Source organism: Streptomyces sp. NPDC091371 (assembly GCF_040684275.1).
Taxonomy (GTDB): Bacteria; Actinomycetota; Actinomycetes; order Streptomycetales; family Streptomycetaceae; genus Streptomyces.
The window spans coordinates 115,271-135,434 of the sequence record NZ_JBFBFP010000012.1; the positions used below are offsets into that span (position 1 = coordinate 115,271).

General features: G+C 72.4%; 16 protein-coding genes and 2 tRNA genes. 6 read left to right on the forward strand and 12 right to left on the reverse strand.

Annotated elements, in window-relative coordinates; all coding sequences use genetic code 11:
• Positions 1–36: 36 nt before the first annotated feature.
• Together AB0O21_RS16340 and AB0O21_RS16345 are read left to right on the forward strand one after the other, a co-directional pair.
• Positions 37–1,173: a histidine kinase gene (locus tag AB0O21_RS16340; RefSeq protein WP_365171561.1), complete on the forward strand. Its 1,137-nt coding sequence runs from the start codon at positions 37–39 to the stop codon at positions 1,171–1,173.
• Positions 1,170–1,838, forward strand: a complete 669-nt coding sequence (locus AB0O21_RS16345; protein ID WP_365171563.1) for a response regulator transcription factor — start codon at positions 1,170–1,172, stop codon at positions 1,836–1,838. Before AB0O21_RS16340 ends, AB0O21_RS16345 begins: the two co-directional genes overlap by 4 nt.
• 45 nt (positions 1,839–1,883) lie before the next feature.
• On the opposite strand, the gene AB0O21_RS16350 is transcribed toward AB0O21_RS16345, so the two are convergent.
• Both AB0O21_RS16350 and AB0O21_RS16355 read right to left on the reverse strand, forming a co-directional pair.
• On the reverse strand, positions 1,884–3,581 hold the full coding sequence (locus AB0O21_RS16350; protein WP_365171565.1) for a glycosyl hydrolase family 18 protein: 1,698 nt from the start codon (positions 3,579–3,581) through the stop codon (positions 1,884–1,886).
• A 254-nt stretch (positions 3,582–3,835) separates the two neighbouring features.
• The gene (locus AB0O21_RS16355) at positions 3,836–4,969 is read right to left on the reverse strand and encodes an LLM class flavin-dependent oxidoreductase (protein ID WP_365171567.1); all 1,134 of its coding nucleotides are present in this window, start codon (positions 4,967–4,969) and stop codon (positions 3,836–3,838) included.
• A 228-nt stretch (positions 4,970–5,197) separates the two neighbouring features.
• Between AB0O21_RS16355 and AB0O21_RS16360 the strand changes: the two genes are divergently transcribed.
• Entirely contained in the window at positions 5,198–5,956 is a 759-nt protein-coding gene (locus tag AB0O21_RS16360; protein ID WP_365171569.1) for an IclR family transcriptional regulator C-terminal domain-containing protein, read from the forward strand.
• 69 nt (positions 5,957–6,025) lie between these two features.
• Here AB0O21_RS16360 and AB0O21_RS16365 read toward each other — a convergent pair.
• The 7 genes from AB0O21_RS16365 to AB0O21_RS16395 all read right to left on the reverse strand — a co-directional run bounded on the left by AB0O21_RS16365 (position 6,026) and on the right by AB0O21_RS16395 (position 14,122).
• Positions 6,026–6,099 (reverse strand) — tRNA-Lys (locus AB0O21_RS16365).
• A 45-nt stretch (positions 6,100–6,144) separates the two neighbouring features.
• On the reverse strand, positions 6,145–6,816 hold the full coding sequence (locus tag AB0O21_RS16370; protein WP_365171571.1) for a response regulator transcription factor: 672 nt from the start codon (positions 6,814–6,816) through the stop codon (positions 6,145–6,147).
• Positions 6,783–8,084 carry a sensor domain-containing protein gene (locus AB0O21_RS16375; RefSeq protein WP_365171573.1) on the reverse strand — a complete coding sequence of 434 codons (1,302 nt, stop codon included), beginning with the start codon at positions 8,082–8,084 and terminating at the stop codon, positions 6,783–6,785. Before AB0O21_RS16375 ends, AB0O21_RS16370 begins: the two co-directional genes overlap by 34 nt.
• A 453-nt stretch (positions 8,085–8,537) precedes the next feature.
• The gene (locus AB0O21_RS16380) at positions 8,538–10,223 is read right to left on the reverse strand and encodes an AMP-binding protein (RefSeq protein ID WP_365171575.1); all 1,686 of its coding nucleotides are present in this window, start codon (positions 10,221–10,223) and stop codon (positions 8,538–8,540) included.
• A gap of 26 nt (positions 10,224–10,249) precedes the next feature.
• Positions 10,250–10,861: a lytic polysaccharide monooxygenase gene (locus AB0O21_RS16385; RefSeq protein WP_365171577.1), complete on the reverse strand. Its 612-nt coding sequence runs from the start codon at positions 10,859–10,861 to the stop codon at positions 10,250–10,252.
• A 181-nt stretch (positions 10,862–11,042) separates the two neighbouring features.
• The gene (locus AB0O21_RS16390) at positions 11,043–12,782 is read right to left on the reverse strand and encodes an SPFH domain-containing protein (RefSeq protein ID WP_365171579.1); all 1,740 of its coding nucleotides are present in this window, start codon (positions 12,780–12,782) and stop codon (positions 11,043–11,045) included.
• Positions 12,783–12,793: 11 nt separating this feature from the next.
• Positions 12,794–14,122: a peptidoglycan-binding protein gene (locus AB0O21_RS16395; protein ID WP_365171691.1), complete on the reverse strand. Its 1,329-nt coding sequence runs from the start codon at positions 14,120–14,122 to the stop codon at positions 12,794–12,796.
• Between the two features lie 238 nt (positions 14,123–14,360).
• On the opposite strand from AB0O21_RS16395, the gene AB0O21_RS16400 reads away from it, so the two are divergent.
• A tRNA-Lys gene (locus AB0O21_RS16400) sits at positions 14,361–14,434 on the forward strand.
• A 76-nt stretch (positions 14,435–14,510) separates the two neighbouring features.
• Here the strand turns inward: AB0O21_RS16400 and AB0O21_RS16405 are convergent.
• Both AB0O21_RS16405 and AB0O21_RS16410 read right to left on the reverse strand, forming a co-directional pair.
• The gene (locus tag AB0O21_RS16405) at positions 14,511–15,170 is read right to left on the reverse strand and encodes a class F sortase (RefSeq protein ID WP_365171581.1); all 660 of its coding nucleotides are present in this window, start codon (positions 15,168–15,170) and stop codon (positions 14,511–14,513) included.
• A gap of 19 nt (positions 15,171–15,189) precedes the next feature.
• A complete protein-coding gene (locus AB0O21_RS16410) occupies positions 15,190–15,813 on the reverse strand; it encodes a hypothetical protein (RefSeq protein ID WP_365171583.1) in 624 nt (207 codons plus the stop codon).
• 361 nt (positions 15,814–16,174) lie between these two features.
• On the opposite strand from AB0O21_RS16410, the gene AB0O21_RS16415 reads away from it, so the two are divergent.
• Together AB0O21_RS16415 and AB0O21_RS16420 are read left to right on the forward strand one after the other, a co-directional pair.
• Entirely contained in the window at positions 16,175–16,954 is a 780-nt protein-coding gene (locus AB0O21_RS16415) for an HAD-IIA family hydrolase (protein ID WP_365171585.1), read from the forward strand.
• Between the two features lie 128 nt (positions 16,955–17,082).
• The gene (locus tag AB0O21_RS16420) at positions 17,083–18,216 is read left to right on the forward strand and encodes an RNA-guided endonuclease TnpB family protein (RefSeq protein WP_365171587.1); all 1,134 of its coding nucleotides are present in this window, start codon (positions 17,083–17,085) and stop codon (positions 18,214–18,216) included.
• Positions 18,217–18,521: 305 nt separating this feature from the next.
• On the opposite strand, the gene AB0O21_RS16425 is transcribed toward AB0O21_RS16420, so the two are convergent.
• A complete protein-coding gene (locus tag AB0O21_RS16425) occupies positions 18,522–20,117 on the reverse strand; it encodes an alkaline phosphatase family protein (protein WP_365171589.1) in 1,596 nt (531 codons plus the stop codon).
• Positions 20,118–20,164: the final 47 nt, after the last annotated feature.

Here is a 20,164-nt window from a genome sequence, read left to right on the forward strand (position 1 = left end):
ATCCGCCGCGCGGGCCGGTCGGCTACCGTCGGCGGGATGATCCTCAGCCGGCAGCGCCTGATCGCGGTCGACGCGGTGCTCGCGCCCCTCCTGGTGTTCGCGTGCTACCTGGCGGTCCGCGAGCCTCCCGCGCCCGAACCCGTCGCGGTGTCCTGGGCACTGGCCGCGGCTCTCGGCGGGCCGGTCGCCGTACGGCGGGTGCGGCCCCTGGCGGCCTTCGCGGCGGTGTGGGCGGCCGTGGTCGTCGCGTTCACCGCCGGGATGATCCCGGACTACGCCAGTCCGGCGCCGTACGGATGCCTCGCGCTCGTGCTGTACACGGTGGCCCTGGGCGGCCGTTGGGAGCCCGTGGCGGCGCTGGCGGCCGCTCTGGGGGCGGGCCTGCTCCTCGCCCGGGCCGTGGGCCCCTGGCCGTTCGTGCTCCTGGCCGTCGCCGCGCCGTGGGGCATCGGCTGCTACGTGCGGGAGCGGCGGGCGTTCGCCGAGCGCACGGCGCTCCAGCTGGCCGAGCAGGCGGTCACCGGGGAACGGCTGCGGATCGCCCGGGAGATGCACGACATCGTGGCCCACAGCCTGTCGGTCATCACCGTGAAGGCCGCGGTCGCCGCGCACGTGGCCGACGTACGGCCGCAGGAGACCCGTGAGGCGCTGCGGCACATCGAGGAGACGGGGCGCCGGGCACTGGCCGAGATGCGCAGCACCCTGGCCGTGCTCCGGGCCCCGGACGGGCGCTCCGAGCCGGAATCCGGAACCGGAACCGAACCCGGAGCCGAGCCCGGAGCCGAGCCCGCCACCGCTCCCGCGCCGGGCCTGTCCGATCTGGCCGCGGTCGCCGACCGGGCGGCCGGGGCCGGGGTCGAGGTCACGCTGGACGTGGCCGAACTGCCGCCGCTCGCCGCCGGGCTGGAGCTCGCCGTGTACCGGATCGTCCAGGAAGCGGTCACCAATGTGATCAAGCACGCGGCGCCGACCGTCTGCCGGGTCACGGTGACCCGCGGTCTGCGCATCACGATCGTCAACGAGGGTGACGTACTGCCCGGCCACACGCCGGGCCACGGCCTCACCGGCATCCGCGAGAGGGTGGCCATGTACCAGGGCGAATTCACCGCCGGTCCCCGGCCCGAGGGCGGCTTCCGGGTCTCGGCCCGGCTGCCGCTGGAGGCCTGCGCGTGACGCGGGTGCTGATCGTCGACGACCAGGCGCTGCTGCGCGGGAGCTTCCGGGTGCTGGTGGAGACCGCGCCCGGGCTGAGCGTCACCGGTGAGGCCTCGACCGGGGCCGAGGCGGTGGAGCTGGCCGCGTCCGGGCGGCCCGACGTGGTCCTCATGGACGTCCGGATGCCGGAGATGGACGGCATCGAGGCGACCCGGCGGATCACCGCGGCCCAGCCGGAGGTCCGGGTGCTGATCCTGACCACCTTCGACCTGGACGAGTACGTGTACGCGGCGCTGCGCGCGGGGGCCAGCGGCTTCCTGCTGAAGGACACGCCGCCGGCCCGGCTGCTGGACGCGATCCGGGTGGTGGCCTCGGGCGAGGCGCTGCTGGCCCCGTCGGTGACCCGCCGGCTGGTGTCGGAGTTCGCGCGGCGCCCGCCCGGGGTTCCACTGGTGGACGGGCTGGCCGGGCTGACGGGGCGGGAGCGCGAGGTGCTGCTGCTGATCGCGCAGGGCCTGTCGAACACCGAGCTCGGGGAGCACCTGACGCTGAGCCGGGGCACGGTGAAGACGCACATCGGGCGGCTGCTGGCCAAGCTCGGGGCGCGGGACCGGGCGCAGTTGGTCATCGCCGCGTACGAGACGGGGCTGGTCACGCCGAACACGGCCGCCCCCGGCCTCTGAGGTGAGGGCGGGGGCGGCCGGCGCTCGGCGCGGGGTGGGGGGCGATCAGCAGGCGCCGAGGTCCTTCCAGACACCCCATTCACCGGTGGTGCCCGGCGTCTCGTTCTGCGTCCACCACTGGGCCTTGTACTTGCGGCCGTTGTACGAGACCTCCTGGCCGCCCGTGTAGACCGTGCCCGCGACGTACGCCGGGGTCGAACCGCAGCCGGTGGGCGGCGTGGTGGTGGGCGGAGTCGTGGTCGGGGGCGTGGTGGTGGGCGGGGTGGTCGTCGGCGGGGTGGTGACCGGCGGCTGGGTGGCTCCGCCGAGGGCGTCCGAGATCTGGTTCAGCAGCGTGGTGTTGGCGTCCAGGCCGAGCAGGGAGTACATCATCGCGCCGGCCAGGCCGCGCTGCTTGCCGTAGTCGACCCGGGCCTGGATGGACTTCTGGTTGAGGCCGGTGAAGAACTCGCCGTCCTTGTAGAAGTACGAGGCCTTGGCCTGGTCGTCCCAGAAGGTGGTCGCCGGGTTGTCGACGATCCCGCCGAGCTCCTTGTACATCGCGATGCCGGCCTGCTGGCTGGTCGGGCGGGCCGCGGAGGCCTGGGTGGCCGGCTGGGCGAGGCCGTTGGCGGTGCCGGGCGCAACGCCCTTCCAGCCGCGGTAGTAGAACTCGTAGCCCAGCGTCAGCTTGTTGGCGGGGAAGCCGCCCGCGATGCCGTAGGCCGGGTTGCCGTCGATCCAGGAGTCGATGGCGTTGTCGATGCTGTACTTCTCGGTGCCCGGCGCGATCGGGTCGGTCGGGTCGGCCGCCGACGGCTGGAGCGGGGACTGGTGGTACGTCGGCCCGTCGCCGTCCCAGGCGCCGTGCATGTCGTAGGTCATGATGTTCGCGTAGTCGAGGTACGCGCCGATCTTGTCCGTCTCGATGTACTTGATCTTGTCCTGGCCGGCCGGGAGGGCCGAGGTCAGGAGGTACTTCTTGCCGCCGTTGGCCGCGCCGTGGGCGTCGAGCTGCTCGCGGAACTCCTTGAGCAGGAGCGTGAAGTTCTGCTTGTCCTCGGGGGCGTAGTGGTTGCCGAGGTGGCCGCCCGCCGAGCCCGGGTACTCCCAGTCGATGTCGATGCCGTCGAAGATCCCGGCCGCGGTGCCGGCGCCGCCGTATCCGCCCTCGACCGGCAGGTTGCCCTTGATGTACTGGTCGATGCAGGAGGAGACGAGCTTCTTGCGGGAGGCGTCGGTCTTCGCCGCGTCGCTGAAGTACTTCGAGTACGTCCAGCCGCCCAGCGAGATGTTGATCTTCAGGTGGGGGTACTTGGCCTTCAGCTGCTTGAACTGGTTGAAGACGCCGACGATCGGCTGGTCCCACTTGTCGGCGACCCCGCTGACGCTGTCGGCCGCGCTGAAGGACTTCTGGTAGTCGGCGTACGAGTCGCCCGCGCCGTCCCCGGCGTTGGGGTTGTTGTCGTCGCCCGCGGCCTTGTTCGCCTCGAAGCAGGTGAGGTTGGTGGGGTGGATGTTCCCGAAGGAGTAGTTGATGACATCCAGCTTGCCCGCTATGCCGCGCGTGTCGAGGTGCTTGGGATAGAAGGCGTTCCCGTACACGCTCCACTGGTCGTAGTAGGCGATGCGGACGCCGCCGCTGTTCGCGGTGGTGGCGGTGTCTGCGGCCTGGGCGGTGCCGAGTCCCGCGAAGGCCGCCAGCGCACCGGCGGCCAGCGCGGCCGTCGTGGCGGCCGCGACGAGGGGTTTACGGATGTGCATGAACTCTCTCCGTGGGGGTGGGAGGGAAACGCAGGAGATCAGGTGGGAGAAGTGATAGCGATCACCCCGCGCCCGAGTCAATGGTTTGGACCAAACAAGGACTAGACCACTCCCGGCACAAACCCCCTCGTCAGAGACCTGAGCGCACGTCAAAAACCGCCCGCCACCCCGGGTGACGAGCGGTTTAAGGCTCTCTTCAGGCACCTCCGCGCAAGGTTTCGGCAACAAACCAGCCGAACCCCGTTCGCATACGATCAACCAGCCGCCGGGCCCTGCGGCTCCATCCCGTACGCATCTGCGACGAGCTCGTACGAGCGCAACCGGGCCTCCCCGCCGTGGGCGTTGGCGGTCAGCATCAGCTCGTCCGCGCCCGTCCGCTTCGCCAGCGCATCGAGGCCGCCGCGGACCTCGTCGGGGGTGCCGTGGACCACGTTCGCGAGCCAGCCGTCGACGAACTCCCGCTCCAGCGGGGTGAACGCGTACGCCGCCGCCTCCTCGGGCGTCGGGATCAGACCGGGGCGCCCGCTGCGCAGCCGGAGCATCGACAGGGCGCCCGTGAGCACCTGGGCGCGGGCCTCCGCGTCGGTGTCGGCGGCGAGGGCCGAGACCCCGATGAGGGCGTACGGGGCGTCCAGTACGGCCGAGGGGCGGAAGCTGTCCCGGTAGAGGTCGAGCGCGGGCAGGGTGCCGGCCGCCGAGAAGTGGTGGGCGTAGGCGAAGGGCAGGCCGAGCTCCCCGGCGAGGCGGGCGCTGAAGCCCGACGAGCCGAGCAGCCACAGCGGCGGCCGCCCGGTGGGCCCCTGGACGGGCCCCGGTACGGCGTGGACGCGGGCGTACGGATGCCCGTCCGGGAAGTCGTCGTCGAGGAAGCGGGTGAGCTCCGCGAGCCGCCGCGGGAACTCGTCCGCGGCCTCGTCGAGGCGGCCGGGTCCGCGCAGGGCGGCGGCCGTGCGCCCGTCGGTGCCGGGAGCCCGGCCGAGGCCGAGGTCGATCCGGCCCGGGGCGAGCGCCTCCAGGGTGCCGAACTGCTCGGCGACGGCGAGCGGGGCGTGGTTGGGCAGCATGACCCCGCCCGAGCCGAGGCGGATCCGGGAGGTGTGCGCGGCCAGGTGGGCCAGGATCACGGCCGGGGAGGAGCTGGCGACCCCGGGCATGGAGTGGTGCTCGGCGACCCAGTGGCGGTGGTACCCGCGCGACTCGGCGAGCCGGGATATCGCCACGCTGGTGCGCAGCGCCTCGTAGGCGGTGCGGCCCGCCCCGACGGTGACGAGGTCCAGCACGGAGAGCGGCACGGGCGCCCGTCCCAGGGCGGTGGCGCGGACGGCTCCGCCCGTCGTTTCCCGGCCTCCGCCGGCCTCCTGCCGGCGCACGTCCCCGCTGTCACTCATCGTCGCTCCCGTCCCGCGTCCACGTCCGTACGAGGAGTTCGAACCATCCGCGACGACCGGGCATTCCCGGCACCCGGGGCACTGCTCATGACCTTGGCATATGCCAGCGGAGTAGCCACAGGCGAGGCGGCGTGATTGAGCCATCAATCTCCTCAACAGGCGCTCCACATGGGCCCCTTGATGGCTATCGTGGTAGGGCAAGCGGTAACAACCTGGTAGGGGGAAACCGTGGCGCTGAAGCCCGAGCCGACCGCGCCGTTCCACTCGGTGCAGTACGCACTGCGCGTACTCGAAACGATCGCACGGCACACCGGCGGTGTGACCGACGTGCAGATCGCGCGTGAGACCGGCCTGCCCGCAGTCCATCTCGCCCCGATGCTGCTCATGCTGCGCCGGGAGGGATATGTCCTGCAGGTGTCGGACGGCGCCTACGCCATAGGGGATTCCCTCGTCCTGCTCGGCTCCGGCGTCGACCGCCAGCAGGCACTGACGGACAAGCTCCAGGACACCCTGGACCGGCTGCGCGACTCCGTCGGCGCGGCCGTCTACATCAGCCGCTACGTGGACGGCGAGGTGCGGATCACGCAGTTCGCGGACAGCCCGCGCACGCCCAAGGTGCACGAGTGGGTCGACTTCCGCTCCGCCGCGCACGCCAGCGCGGTCGGCAAGTGCCTGCTGACCCAGCTCGACCTGAACGGGCGGCGCGACCACCTGTCCCGGCACAAGATCGCCCGGCTCACGTCGAAGACGATCGTGAACGAGCGGATCCTCTTCTCCAAGCTGGACGCCCAGCCCGCCACCGTGCCGATGCTCGACCTCCAGGAGTACGCCGTGGGCACGGTCTGCGCGGCGGTCCCGATCACGGCCGGCGCCTCCGTGGGCTGCCTGGCCCTGTCGATGCCGGTGGAACACGCGCACCGGCTGCGCGCCGCTGCCGACACTCTGAACCGGAAGGCCGCACCGCTGCTGCTGTCGCTCACGCTGTGAGGCCGAGGCCGCAGCCGTGGAAACACTTCGGGCGGTTCCCGGTGAACCGGAAACCGCCCGAAGTACAGGTGCGCCGCCAGGGACTCGAACCCCGGACCCGCTGATTAAGAGTCAGCTGCTCTAACCAACTGAGCTAGCGGCGCCTGACAGAGAAAATACTACCTGGTCCCGAGGGGTGCTCGAAACCATTACCCCCGCAGGTACGCCAGCACGGCCAGCACCCGGCGGTGCGTCTCCTCGGCGGGCGGCAGGTCCAGCTTCCCCAGAATGTTCCCGATGTGTTTGCCGACGGCCGCCTCGGAGACCACCAGGTCCCGGGCGATGGCCCCGTTCGACTTCCCCTCCGCCACCAGGCCCAGCACCTCCCGCTCCCTCGGGGTCAGCGCGGTCAGCGGGTCGCGCCGCCGGCGCAGCAGCTGGCGTACGACCTCCGGGTCCACCACGGTGCCGCCGCCCGCCACGGTGACCACCGCGTCGAGGAACTGCTCCACCTGCCCGACCCGGTCCTTGAGGAGGTAGCCGACGCCGCTGCCGTCGCCGGAGTCCAGCAGGTCGGCGGCGTACGAGCGCTGCACGTACTGGCTGAGCACCAGCACGGGCAGGTCCGGGCGGGCCGCCCGGAGCTCGACGGCGGCGCGCAGCCCCTCGTCGGTGAAGCCGGGCGGCATCCGTACGTCGGTGACCACGACGTCCGGATCGTGCGCGGCGACGGCGGCGCGCAGCTCGTCCGCGTCCCCGACGGCGGCGGCCACCTCGTGGCCGAATCGCGTCAGCAGGCCGACGAGGCCTTCTCGGAGGAGAACGCCGTCCTCCGCCAGGACGATCTTCAAGGCGTGGCCGCTGGGCTGCTCACCGGGCAAGGGATCTCCAGGCTCAGGACGGTCGGCCCGCCGGGCGGGCTGGTGATCGTCAGTGTGCCATCGAGGACCGCGATCCGGTCGGCGAGTCCGGTCAGTCCGGATCCGGCGGCCGGATCCGCGCCCCCGCGCCCGTCGTCCCGTACGTCGATCAGCAGCGCGGAGCCGGTGTGCCGGGCGGAGACGGCGGCGCGGGCGGCGCCGCTGTGCTTGCCGATGTTGGCGAGGGCCTCGCACACGCCGAAGTAGGCGGCGGCCTCGACGGACTCGGGGAGCCGGGGCAGCGGCGTGGCGATGTCCGCCTCCACCGGGACGGCGGAGCGCTCGGCGACGTCGGCGAGGGCGCCGGTGAGCCCGTAGTCGGTGAGCACCTGGGGGTGGATGCCGTGGATCAGTTCGCGCAGCTCGGCGAGGACCTTGCCGGCCTCCGCGTGGGCGGCGGCGAGCTGGTCGGCGAGCGGGCCGGGCGGCGCGTCGAGGCGGGCGAGGCCGAGGCTCATGGTGAGGGCGACGAGACGCTGCTGGGCGCCGTCGTGGAGGTCGCGTTCGATGCGGCGGCGCTCGGCCTCGAAGGCGTCGACGAGCCGGGCGCGGGAGCGGGTGACCTCGTCGAGGCGCCCCTTCAGCTCGCGCTCGCGGGGCGCGAGGAGGGCCCGGGTGAGGGCGGCCCGGGCGCCGGCGTAGGAGCCGAGCGGGAAGAGGAGCGCGGGGAGGAGGACGGCCCCGGCGGCGGCGATGGCGAAGGCCTGGGGGTAGGAGGTGATCAGCCAGAGTTTGATGATCTTGGCTTCGCCGTCGCCGAGGGCGAGCTGGAGCGGGGCGGCGAGCAGGGCCAGGGGCAGGCCGAGGAAGAAGGCGAGGGCGGTCAGGTCCACCCACCAGAGCAGGAAGCCGTGCAGGAAGGCGTAGCCGAGCTCGCGCCAGGTGGCCTGTTCGCGGTAGCGCAGCCGGGCCCATGCGGCGAGGCCGGGCTCGGCGGGGGTGTGGTGGGGGCTGGGGGCGGGCTCGGTGTCGACGAGGCGCAGCCGGCGGCGCTCCACGGCGGCGGCGGGTATGCCGGCGAGGCCGAGCAGGGCGAGGAGGGGAAGGCCGACGAGCACGACGCTGAGCGTGGCGCCGGCGCCGGCCAGCAGGACGAGGACGAGGAGGAGCGGCAGCCCGGTCAGCGCGCCGGCGGCGAGGTAGCCGGCGGAGCGCCAGGGCCAGGCGGAGCGCAGGTAGCGGCGGCCGTGGGAAAGGGCCTGCCAGGTGGTGCGGGCGTCGTCGTCCATGCGGGCCAAGCTATCCGCGGGGGGTGGGGGCGGGCGATGGGCCCAGGGGGCGTGCGCGGGGTATGGCCGGCCCTACCGGCGCGCTGCCGCTCGGCTGCCGCCGGGCCGATGCGCTGCCGCTGCGCGGAGCCCGTCCCCTACCCGCCCTTCCACCATCCCCCAGACTTCGTCCGGGGGGACCCCCAGCTGGGGCTCCGCCCCAGACCCCGCTCCTCAAACGCCGGAGGGGCTGGATTTCACTGCCGCCGGCCGCCTGGTGCGGCATTTTCAGCCTCGCCGGCGTTTGAGGCGCGGGGTCCGGGGCGGAGCCCCGGCAGCGGCGCCGCACGCGGCCGGCCCGCCGACGGGGCTGGGTTGCCCGCAGGGCAATTCCAGCCTCGCCGGCGTTTGAGGCGCGGGGGTCCGGGGGCAGCGCCCCCGGCAGCGCCGCACGCGGCCGGCCCGTCGGCGGGGTCAGCGGGTCAGGAGGTCCGCGCGGCCGTGGATGGCGTAGGACGCGAGCAGCGCGGTCAGGGTCGCGGCGTCCAGCGGGGCGTACCCGCCGGACGGCGTACGGTGCCAGACCGGGTCCGGGTGCTGGTGGAAGCCGGCCCGGCGGAGGGTGACCCGGTGGACCTTGTTCGTCGCCGTGACCGGCATCTCCGGGAGGACGCGGACGTACCGCGGGGACATCTTCGTGCCCAGGTCCGGCTGCTCGGCCAGGAACGCGGCGAAGGCCGACGGGTCGAAGACCGCGCCCTCCCGGAGGGAGATCGCGGCCATGACCTGGTCACCCGCGACCTCGTCCGGGACGGCGTAGACCGCGACCGCCGCCGCAGGCGCCCAGCGGGCCAGGATGTTCTCGATCACCGCGGCCGCCAGGTTCTCACTGTCGACGCGCAGCCGGTCGTCCGTGCGGCCCGCGAAGTACAGGAAGCCGTCCGCGTCCCGGAAGAAGAGGTCCCCCGTCCAGTACCAGCCCTCCCGCGTGCGCGCCGCCTCCGCGTCCGGGTTGCGCCAGTAGCCCTCGAACAGGCTGCGGCCCCGGTTGACCAGTTCACCGATGGCCTCCGAGCCGTTCAGGAGGCGGCCCTGGCCGTCCAGGGCGGCCGGCGGGCATTCCCGGCCGGTCTCGGGGTCGATCACCGCGAGGTCGTCCCCCGCCCCCGCCCGGCCCAGGGCGCCCGGCGGGGTGTCGGGGGTCCGCTGGACGGAGGCGCCGCCCTCGGTGGCTCCGTAGCCCTCGACCAGCCGGACCCCGAACCGCTCGGCGAAGCGCGCCGCGTCGACCGCGCCGGCTTCCGTGCCGAAGCCGAGGCGGAGGGAGTGCGCGCGGTCGTCCGGGGTGGGCGGGGTGGCGAGGAGGTACTGGATCGCGCGGCCCACGTACGTGAAGTAGGTGGCTCCGTAGGCCCGTACGTCGTCCAGGAACGCGGAGGCGGAGAAGCGCCGCCGCAGCGCCACGGCCGCGCCGCCGACCTGCGCCGGGAGCCAGTCGGCGATCACCGCGTTGCCGTGGAAGAGCGGCATGCAGACGTAGTGGACGTCGTCCTCGCCGACCGAGAAGTTCCGGGCGAGGGAGGCTCCGGCGGCCGCCAGCCGGCCCTGGGTGCAGATGGCGGCCTTGGGGGCGCCGGTGGAGCCGGAGGTGAAGTAGAGGAGGAGGCGGGAGGACGGCCCGGGGGCGGTCAGCACCGCGTCGCCCGGCTTGGCGGCGGTGTAGGGGGCCAGGAGGGCCGCGTACTCCTCGGTGTCGGTGACGAGGACGCGTACGCCCGGCAGGTCGAGGCCCCGCAGGAGCGGCAGGTGGGCCCGTTCGGTGACGAGGATCCGGCACTCGGTGTGCAGGATGTCGCGGGCCAGCTCGGGGCCGCGCCGGGTGGGGTTGATCCCGGCGACGGCGGCCCCCGCGAGGGCCGCCGCGCCGATCCAGAACGGGAACTCCGGGGTGTTGTCGAGCAGCACCCCGATGTGCGGCTCGGCCCCCGGGGGCATGAGGTCGACGAGGAGCGCGGCGCGCGCGGCGGCTTCCCGGGCGGTCCGGTGGTGGGTGAGGACGCGCCGTTCGCCGTCTTCCTCGTACATCAGCCCGGGCCGGTGGTCGCCCCATTGGCGCGCCACGAGCTCCGCGACGGTCCCGGGCGCAGTCGTCGTCCGCATGCCGCCGGAGGGTAGCTGACGTTCCGTCAGAACTGAACGTCGGAGCAGGCGTAGAAGGCCATCGGGGTGTCGTTGACGGTCCAGACGGCCAGGATGAGGTGGCGGCCGGTCTTGCCGGTGGGCATGTTGCCCTGGTGGACGGTGGTCATGGCGGGGCGGGCGCCGTTGTAGGCGACGGTGAGGAAGGGCTGGGGTTCGAGGTCGGCGCGGGTGAGGGCCTTGGTGCCGGTCCAGCCGTTCTTGGTGATGTAGTACTTGAAGTCGGTGGTGGAGTGGTTGGCGGTGAACTGCCACCGGAAGCCGTAGCTCTGGCCGTTGGTCACGGCCGTGGCGGGCCAGGCGCCGCCGCGCGGGTCGTCGAGCTCCGCGAACTGCGAGAGGCCGGCGGAACATATCTTGCCGTCGGCGGGGCCGGCGGCCGGGAAGCCCTTGTAGCCCTCCACGCTCTGCGGCTCCCACTGGATGGCGCCGCAGTTGGCGACGGTCTTGTTGGCGCAGAGCTTCTGGCGGCTGATGGGGGTGTCGGTGTAGCCGTGGCTGCTGGCGGTGGGGGCGCTGAGCAGGGTGATTCCGGCGACGATGCCGAGGCCGAGCGCGGCGGCGCCGGCCGCCCGTCGGGGCATGCGGAAGTGACGCATGATGCTCCTTGAACGTGGGGGGAAGTTCGGTGAGAGCGTGCGCACGCGTGGGGATTCTCTTCAGGTCTAGACCAAGTCTCAGATTATTGACGAGAGTTGGCCATGTCCAGACCAACGGGAGAACGGGTGGTCCGGTCTGTTCCGGCCACCCGTTCTCGAACTGCAGCCGAGGGTGCGGGCGCTACTCCGCGCGGCCCGTGTAGAAGGCGACCGTGAGGTCCTTCACCAGCGCCTTGCGCTCGTAGTCGTCCAGCTCGACGAGCCCGCGGGAGGTCAGCCGGTGGACCGTGTCGTCGACAGCGTCCACCACCGAGGTCAGCACCGTGTCCCGGTGCTTCGCGTCGATCGCGGCCACCCGGCGGCGGCGCATCGCCTCGGCCACCTCCGGTGCGTACTCGATCCGGGTGGGCTGCGCCGAGTACACCTCGACCCCGACGGCCTCGGTCTCGGCCGCGAGCATCCGGGTCAGCGCGTCACCGACGGCCTCGGCGTCGCGCAGGGTCGGGGCGTCCTCGTGGAAGGCGTCGGCGGGGAGCTGCGACAGGACGCGGGCCATCGCCGACTCGACCTGCTCGGCGAGGTACTCCACGTGGTCCTCGACGGCCAGGGTGGCCCGGGCCGTGTCCTTGACCTGCCAGACCACTTGGACGACCACCTGGAGGGCGAGGCCGCCCGAATCCACGGCGGGCATGGGGTCGCTGCGCCAGTGGCGCAGGCGCACGTCGACCCGGCGGCGCAGGAGGAGGGGGCTGACCCAGGTCAGGCCGGTACGGCGGACCGTGCCGCGGTAGCGGCCGAAGAGGGTGAGCACCCAGGCGTGGCCGGTACGGGCCCGGCCGAGGCCGCCGAGGGCGAGGAGGGCGACGATGCCGAGGAAGGCGAGCGGGGGCCAGTGCTGCGCGCGCAGGCCCTGGTAGGCGCGGGGGGTCCCGCCGAAGGCGGCCACGAGGGAGGCGGGGACGATCCCGGCCCGCCAGAGCACGGCGAGGCAGCCGGTGAGGGCGAGCCCGCCGACGGCCACGCCGACCCAGCCGGGCAGCACCGGGCCGCGGTGCTCCCGGAGCCGGTCGTCCCCGCGGGGGACGCGGCGGCCGGGGGCGGGGCGGGTGGGCCGCGGCTGGGGGTGGGCCTTGGCGGGTGCCGTCGCCGTGATCGCCTTCGGTGCCCCGCGGAACGGGAGGTGCACCGGGACTTCGGTGACCGCGGTGCCCCGGTGGGGCGGCGTACGGACCTGGGGGAGGTCCTGGGTGTCGGCCTCCTCCGCCGGCTCCGCGCGGTCCAGTCCGCGGGCCACCGCCCGGGCGACGATCTCGGCGACGCCGGGGCCGGGGATGCCGGAGGGCTCCTGCGGGTGCGGGATGGCGGCCTCCGCGTCGCCGGCGGTGCCGGTGCCGGTCCGCAGGCGGAGGGTGGGGACGGGGGCGTACCCGTGCTCCGGGGTGGGGTCCGGGTCCGCGGGGTGGCCCGGCGGGGTGGGGGCCTGCGGCGCTGTTCCCCTACCCGCCCCTTCCCGAAACCGGGGCTCCGCCCCAGACCCCGGGCCCGGGTACGGCCCGGACCCGACGGCCGTCGCTGCCGCCGCGACCAGTGGGGTGGGCGGCTCCGCGGCCTCGCGGGGCGCGGCCACGTGCGGGGCGGGGGCCTGCGGCGCTGATCCCCTACCCGCCCCTTCCCGAAACTGGGGCTCCGCCGCCTCGCGCGGCGCGGCCACATGCGGGGCCGGGGCCTGCGGAGCCGTTGCCCCGGCGGGGGCCGGAGCCGTGGCGGGGGCCGGGGCCTCGGCGGGGGCCGGGGCCTCGGCGGGGGCCGGGGCCTCGGCTTCCGGGGGTGCGGCCAGGGGCTCGGGGGGCATCGGCGCAGCCGGGGTGGTGGGAGGGAGTCGGAGGGTGCCCGTGGTTGTGGTGGTGCGGGTGGGGTACATCGTTACCTCCGTCATGCGAACAGCCGGCGCCAGGTTTCCGGGCCCGGATAGCCGTCGGCCGCCGCGCCGCGCCAGCCCTGCGCGCGTTGGAAGGCCTCGACGTTGCGGCGGTCGGCCTCGCCCCAGCGGGGGCCCGGGCCGGAGCGGTAGTACTTGCCGAAGCCCTTCTTCACCAGCTGGCGCCCGAGCGCGGTGATGGCCTCGTGGGAGGAGCCCGGGCGGAACACCGACGCGCCGGGGTAGGCCCGTACGCCGCCCGGACCGGGCGAACCGCCGCCGCCCACCGTCGGCGGGATGTCCTTGCCCTGGCGGTTGACCAGCAGCCGCCAGGTGTGCTCGCCCGGGAGGCCGTCCGCGTCCGCGCCCGTCCAGCCCTGGGCGCGCTGGAAGGCCTGCGTGGCCAGCCGGGCGGACTCGGTCCACTCCATGGGCACGCCCTGCGGGTAGAAGCGGGAGCCGCCCCGGTCGACCAGCATCCGGCCGAGCCGGGCGATGTGCTCGTTGCTCTGCCCCGGGCCGAACTTCGCGGCGCCCGGGAAGGCGATGGAGCCCTCCGCCGGCGGGCCCGGGGTGTCGACGCCGCCGACGACCCCGTTGTACCGGTACGGGATGTACTTCGCCGCGTTGTTCCAGTAGCCGTAGGGCGTCGCGAGCTTCCGCGTCGTCGGCCGCGTCTGCTCGTACGCGATGTAGTGCGTGCGGGTCTCGTCCACCCACCCCCCGAAGAGGGTGACGTGCGAGCCCTTGTTGGGGTCGGCCGGATTGTGGAAGAGCAGCATGTCCCCCGGGAGCAGCTCTTCCTTCGTGATGCGGGTGGCGAACTTGTCGAGGCTGCCGGTCCATTCGTTGGTGCCGAGGTTCCAGACCATGGAGACGTAGCCGGAGCAGTCCTGCCGGTACCCGTCCGTCCAGTAGTCGGACATGCTGTACGGGACCTTCGCGTCCAGCCACAGCTTCGCCCGGTTGATGATCGTCGCCCGGTCGAGCCGCTTCCGCGCCGCGGCCGGCGCCGCCGGAGCGCCGGGCGATCCGGCCGGGCCGGCCTTCGGGCCGTGCAGCGGGGCCCGGCCGCCCTGCGGAGTGCCGGGGTCGTCGTGGGCCACCGGTCCCGGCCCCGGGGACGGTTTCGCCGCGGCGACGGCCGCCGAGCCGCCACCGCCCAGGACCACTCCCGCGGCCGTGGCCAGGACCAGCGCCCGGCGGGCCCCGCGCGCGGCGGGATGTCCCCCGTCGCGCAGCGGTATGGCCCGCGCGCGGGCGAGTGCGCGACGGTGGTGCGCGCAGCCCTGGCAGGGGCAGTCGCCCGCGGGGTCGTACTCCTCGAAAACGGGCATCGGCATCTGCATCTGCGGCGGCGCCGGCGTCGGCACATGCGTCGGAGGCTGCATCGTCATGCGGTTCCGTCCACTCCCCTGCTCGTCCACTGGTCGGCCGGACCGCGTCTGGCGGGGCATCAGCTGCGGCACGGCCAGACATATCGTGCACGATAAACCCCCCAAACATGGGTTAATCGGACAAGGCGGGCGTGGCTGGTCACGAGCACCCGCAGAGGTGGGGTAGAGTTTTCCCTGTCAGCAAGCGCCGCTAGCTCAGTTGGTTAGAGCAGCTGACTCTTAATCAGCGGGTCCGGGGTTCGAGTCCCTGGCGGCGCACAGACGGAGGAAGCCCCTCGCAGTGAGAACTGCGAGGGGCTTCTTCGTGTGCGCGGGGAAAGCGCGCGGCCCCGCCCTACGCCGCCTTGCCCGGCCGGACTCCCGCGCCCGTCAGGTAGGCGGAGACCACCACGTTCGCCGTGTACTCCTTGGCCGCCTTGTCGTACGAGCCCCCGCAGGTCACCAGCCTCAGCTCGGCCCGCCCCGCCACCCGCTGGCCGTACGCCTTGTGCGGGTCGAAGTCCGCGCGCTCGTAGACCCGTACGTCCTCGATGGTGAACTCGGCGACCGACCCGTCCGCCCGCACCACCCGCACCTTGTCGCCCGGCTGTGCCGAGCTCAGTCCGTAGAACACCGCCGGCTTGGAACGCGTGTCCACGTGCCCGACCATCAGCGCGGCTCCCGCCGCGCCCGGCTGGACGCCGCTGCCCCACCAGCCCACCGTGCCCGGGCTGTCGTACGGGGGCGGCTCGATCGCGCCGTCCTTGTCCAGGCCCCGGGAGATCACCGGGGCCTGGATGCCTATGGAGGGCACGTCGACCCGCTGCGGCAGGGCGCCCGCGAGCGGGGCCCGCGCGGCCGGCAGCCCCGGGCCGACCGCCCCGCCTGCCTGGCCGGCGAGCGGGGCCGGGACCCCGGTGATCTGGCGGCCCCACAGCCACAGCCCGAGCACCAGCACCGACCAGGCGGCGAACGTCAGCAGCCGGCCGCCGGGGGAAGCTTTGGGCTCGCTCACGCCCTCGCCCGCTCCCCGCTCATTCGCCGCTGCGCCGGCGGCGCAGGGTCAGCGCCCGGCCCGCCACCGCCAGGGTGGCCACCGCGGCGAGGACGGCGCCGATCACCGTGTGCGGCAGCCCCGGGCCGTCGCCGCCGTGGTCCTTCTTCGCGGTCGCGGCCAGCTCGGACGTCTGCGGCTGCTTCGCGACCTCGGCCGCCATGCCGCCGCCGCCCGCGTGGACGGGCCAGACCGGCGAGGCGTGGTGGCTCGGGCGGTGGTGGGCGATCTCGATGGAGCCGCTGACCTTGTCGTGGCCGTCGCAGGTCACCCGGATGGAGTGCCAGCCGGGCGAGGCGTGCGAGCGGATCAGCCCGTGACCGTAGAGCGGGCTGCGGTCGCCGTCGCGGCCGTACAGGTCGACGTCGTCCACGAAGACCGAGGACTTCGCGGCCCCGCGGGTGCCCTGGCAGCCGTGGACGCGCAGCTTGACCTGCGCTCCCGGGTGGGCCGGGTTCGGCTCGACCGAGATGCTTCCACCCCGGTCGCCGCGGTCGCCGCGGTCCTCCTCGCCCGCGAGGGCGGTGGGCGCGGCCACCGCGGAGAACGCCGTCAGGGCGACGGCCACCCCGGCGGCACGGAGAGCGATCAGAACACTGCGCATGGTGAACCTCCTCGTCAAGGAGATTCACGCGCGGCGCGCCGCTCCGCATCCGGAGCGGCGCCGTACGTGTCAGCCGTGTCAGCCGTACGCCTCAAACCCGGTTCGCCCCTCCGGCCCAACGGGCTGGGCCGGACGTGTCAGACGAGGTCGACCAGGTCCGCAATCCCAGCCGCGTCACCAACCTCCCCGAAGAGCACCCCGGTCCGTCGGCGTCGTCACCCGCGCTGCAGACGCCGCGCCGCCCTCGGACAATCGTCCGTCCGGGCCGTGGACGCGCATCGCCGCCCTGGAGCACGCCCGGATAGGGTGGTACAGACCAGAGGCCCCAGAGGTCACAGGCCCGCAGAGCGGAGAACGCACAGTGGCAGAGCGCAAGCCGATCGAATCTTGGCTCACGGACATGGACGGCGTCCTCATGCACGAGGGCGTACCCATCCCTGGCGCAGACGCCTTCATCAAGAAGCTCCGCGAGTCGGGCAAGCCGTTCCTGGTGCTGACCAACAACTCGATCTACACCGCCCGAGATCTGCACGCGCGGCTGACGCGCATCGGCCTGGAAGTTCCGGAAGAGAACATCTGGACTTCGGCCCTGGCGACGGCTCAGTTCCTCCATGACCAGGCTCCGGGCGGCACCGCCTACGTCATCGGGGAAGCCGGTCTGACCACCGCCCTGCACGACATCGGCTACATCCTGACCGACCACGAACCGGACTTCGTGATCTTGGGTGAAACGCGGACCTACTCCTTCGAAGCGATGACAAAAGCTGTCCGTCTGATCAACGCCGGCGCCCGCTTCATTGCCACTAACCCCGACGAGACCGGCCCCTCCGCCGAGGGTGCACTTCCAGCGACCGGCGCAGTGGCCGCGCTCATCACAAAGGCGACGGGGAAAGACCCCTACTTCGTCGGCAAGCCCAACCCGCTGATGATGAGGACCGGACTGAACGCCATCGGCGCGCACTCTGAGAGCAGCGCAATGATTGGAGACCGGATGGACACGGACGTTCTCGCCGGACTGGAAGCCGGCATGGAGACCTTCCTTGTCCTTACTGGGCTGACGGGTCGGGGCGACATCGACCGCTACCCGTACCGGCCGACAACGGTCGTCGATTCGATCGCGGATCTCGTCGACCGGATCTGATCATCACGGTAGATACACAGGAAGGCCCTCCCGCTAACCGGAGGGCCTTCCTGTGCACAAACGCGCAGCATCGACCAGTACGGATGTTCTGATAGCTGGCCATGACTCGAATGTCTACGGTGGTCGGCATGCAGCTTCGGTACACGTACCGCATCTACCCGACGGCGGGTCAGCGCATAGCGCTGGCCCAGACGTTCGGGTGTGTCCGCGCGGTGTGGAATGACTGCCTGCGCGCCCGCAAGGATGCACACGAACAAGGCCTGCCGTTCCCGAAGTCGGGTGATCTATCGAAGCTGATGATCACACAGGCGAGGCAGACCGAGGCCCGCGCGTGGCTGTCAAACGCGCCGGTCGGCGTGCTGCAGCAGTCGCTGCGTGATCTCGACGCCGCTTATCGCAACTTCTTCGATTCCCTGTCCGGCAAACGCAAAGGGGCGAAGCTCGGTGAGCCCCAGTTCAAATCACGCCGTGACAACAGGCAGACAGCCCGATATACCAAGTCGGACCGATGGAAGATCGTCGACACGGGACGATTACGCCTGCCCAAGGTCGGCGAGATCACCGTAAAGTGGTCCCGGGCTCTGCCGTCCGCGCCGACCACTGTCACGATCGTCAAGGACCCGTCGGGCCGGTACTTCGCCAGCTTCATCGTGGAGACCGACCCCGCCGCCGAGACCATGCCCCCGACTGCCGGGGACCAGGGCATCGACCTGGGCCTCACACACTTCGCGATCATGGCCGACGGGTCACGTGTCAAGAACCCCCGCTTCCTGCGACGGGCGGAGAAGAAACTCAAGCGGGAACAGCGGCGCCTGTCCCGCAAGGCGAAGGGGTCGACGAACCAGGACAAGCAGCGCATCATCGTGGCACGCGCTCACGCCGCCGTTGCCGACGCGCGCAAGGACTTCCATCACCAGCTCAGCACCCGACTGATCCGCGAGAACCAAACGGTGACTGTCGAAACCTTGAGCGTGAAGGCCCTTGCCCGCACCCGTCAGGCCAAGTCGGTACACGACGCCGGCTGGTCGGCATTCGTGAACATGCTGGAGTACAAGGCGGCCCGCTACGGGCGCACCCTCACCAAGGTCGACCGCACGTTCCCCTCCTCCCAGTTGTGCTCTGCCTGCGGACACCGCGACGGCCCCAAGACCTTGAACATCAGGGCCTGGACCTGCAGCGAATGTGGCACCTGGCATGACCGTGACCACAACTCGGCGAAGAACGTCAAGCACGAAGGCAGCCGTATCCGCGCAGCCGTATAGACCGCACCATCCACCCCCGGGCCGGGGGCCCTCCCGCAAGGGAGGTAAACGCCTGTGAAGCAACGGAAGACCCACCAGCAGTACGGGCAGGGGCGTCGAAGCAGGAACCCATCTCAAGACCGACCGTGCAAACGGACGTCAGGGAGAGAATCCCCCACATCAATGTGGGGGAGGAGGTCAATGGACTGTTCTCCGCTTTGCCCTTGGTGCCCTTGACCTCCACCGCCCATCGGGCCGGGCTGTGGAAGGTGAAGTGTCCACAGCCCGGACCACAGACCCGTGCGGATCCGGTGGGATCGGACGGATCAGCCCAGGCGGACGTTGTCGACGGTCCAGTACCAGTTGTTGCTGCCGGCGTAGCGGAAGCGGATCTGGACGTCGGTGGCGCCGGCCGGGATCTGGAGGGCGAGGGACTCGGACTTGGCGACGGCGTCGGCGGTGTAGCTCTTGACCACCGTCGGCGTACCGCCGTTGTACGAGACGAGGACCTGGGCGGTCTGGCCCGCCTCCTGGCGGTAGTGCGTCTGGAAGGTCAGGTTGCGCGTAGTGCCCGCGGTGACGGCCCACTTGGGGGTGAGCAGGGTGGAGTCGTAGCTGCCGGTGTGGCTCTTGTCGTCCCACTCGTCGGAGTCGGCGACGGCGAAGACGTCACGGGAGCGGACGTTCAACTCGCGCCACTGGTCGCGCTGCGCCTGGCTCCAGAACTCGTCGGTCGCGAAGGCCCAGCCGGCCCACTCGGTGACGCCGCCCGCGCCCATCTTGGAGTTGTCGACGGACCAGCCCGCCGGCGGGGTGTGCGTGAAGCCCTTGGTGCCCGACGGGATGCCCGTCTCGTCCACGCGCGCCTGGAGGTTCGGGCGCAGGGTGTCGAAGGGGTCGTCGTCCGGGGCGTTCAGCGGGACGCCGTCCAGTCCGGTGGTGGGGACGCCGACCTGCTGGAGCGCGGTCGCGGCCACGTCCACCAGCCTGACGTCGCTGCGCACCGAACCGGCGGGGATGCCGGCGCCCTTGGCGATGACGAAGGTGCCGCGCTCCTGGATGCTGGAGCCGCCGTGGCCGCCGGCGTCGGTGTGGCCGTGGTCGGTGGTGACCAGGACCTTCCAGTTCTCCTGGGCGTACGTCGGGCGGTTCTGGACGGCGGTGAGGAGCTTGCCGACCAGCACGTCGACGCGGGCGATGGTGTTGAGGTACTCCTGGCTCGCGGCGCCGGAGGCGTGTCCGGCGTGGTCGATCTCGCCGAAGTAGACGAAGGCGGCGTCCGGGTTCTGGTTCTGCAGTTCGGCGGCGGCCGCGGTGGCGATCTTCGGGTCCTCGCTGCCGTAGCCGTCGCGGTCGCCCTTGAGGGAGAGGCGCTTGTCGACCTTGGCGGAGAAGATCGGGCCGTTCTGGTCGGTGGAGGTGATGGGCTCCCAGTCGGCGGCCGCGTAGGTGTTGAGCGCCGGGTTGGCGTTCTCGATGCGGGTCAGGAAGTCCGGGTGGGCGGCGTAGTTCTTGCCGGTGAAGGAGTTGTCCTTCACCCCGTGCTTGTCGGGCCACACGCCGGTGGCGATGGTCGACCAGCCGGGGCCCGAGGAGGTGGCGGCCATCGGGTTCGCGTAGAGGGTGCTGCGGGCGGTCAGGCCCTGCGCCATCAGGCCGTTGAGGTTCGGGGCGTTGGCGGCCTTGATGCGGTCCAGGACCGCGCCGTCGATGCCGATGACGAGGACCTTGTCGGTGGAGCCGGCCGCGCCGGCGGCGGTGGCGGTGGCGGTGTGCACGCCGAGGGCGGTGGCGAGCAGGGCCGTGGCGGTGGCGGCCACGGCGAGGGTGCGGGTGCGGGTGCGTCCGGGCAGGACAGTGGACACGTACTCCTCCTGGGAGCAGGTGAGCGGCGGAAGGTGCGGGACCTTGCGGGGGGGCATGCGTCCGGGCCCGGACCGAAGGGGCGCCACTTCGGTCCAGACCCGTT

What these genes read in the sequence shown, in the direction of transcription:
- AB0O21_RS16355 (WP_365171567.1), bottom strand. Translation starts at nt 4,969, where the DNA reads ATGAGTGACAGCGGGGACGTGCGCCGGCAGGAGGCCGGCGGAGGCCGG.
- AB0O21_RS16425 (WP_365171589.1), bottom strand. Translation starts at nt 20,117, where the DNA reads ATGCCCCCCCGCAAGGTCCCGCACCTTCCGCCGCTCACCTGCTCCCAG.
- AB0O21_RS16375 (WP_365171573.1), bottom strand. Translation starts at nt 8,084, where the DNA reads ATGGACGACGACGCCCGCACCACCTGGCAGGCCCTTTCCCACGGCCGC.
- AB0O21_RS16380 (WP_365171575.1), bottom strand. Translation starts at nt 10,223, where the DNA reads ATGCGGACGACGACTGCGCCCGGGACCGTCGCGGAGCTCGTGGCGCGC.
- AB0O21_RS16395 (WP_365171691.1), bottom strand. Translation starts at nt 14,122, where the DNA reads ATGCCGATGCCCGTTTTCGAGGAGTACGACCCCGCGGGCGACTGCCCC.
- AB0O21_RS16350 (WP_365171565.1), bottom strand. Translation starts at nt 3,581, where the DNA reads ATGCACATCCGTAAACCCCTCGTCGCGGCCGCCACGACGGCCGCGCTG.
- AB0O21_RS16390 (WP_365171579.1), bottom strand. Translation starts at nt 12,782, where the DNA reads ATGTACCCCACCCGCACCACCACAACCACGGGCACCCTCCGACTCCCT.
- AB0O21_RS16385 (WP_365171577.1), bottom strand. Translation starts at nt 10,861, where the DNA reads ATGCGTCACTTCCGCATGCCCCGACGGGCGGCCGGCGCCGCCGCGCTC.
- AB0O21_RS16410 (WP_365171583.1), bottom strand. Translation starts at nt 15,813, where the DNA reads ATGCGCAGTGTTCTGATCGCTCTCCGTGCCGCCGGGGTGGCCGTCGCC.
- AB0O21_RS16420 (WP_365171587.1), top strand. Translation starts at nt 17,083, where the DNA reads ATGCAGCTTCGGTACACGTACCGCATCTACCCGACGGCGGGTCAGCGC.
- AB0O21_RS16340 (WP_365171561.1), top strand. Translation starts at nt 37, where the DNA reads ATGATCCTCAGCCGGCAGCGCCTGATCGCGGTCGACGCGGTGCTCGCG.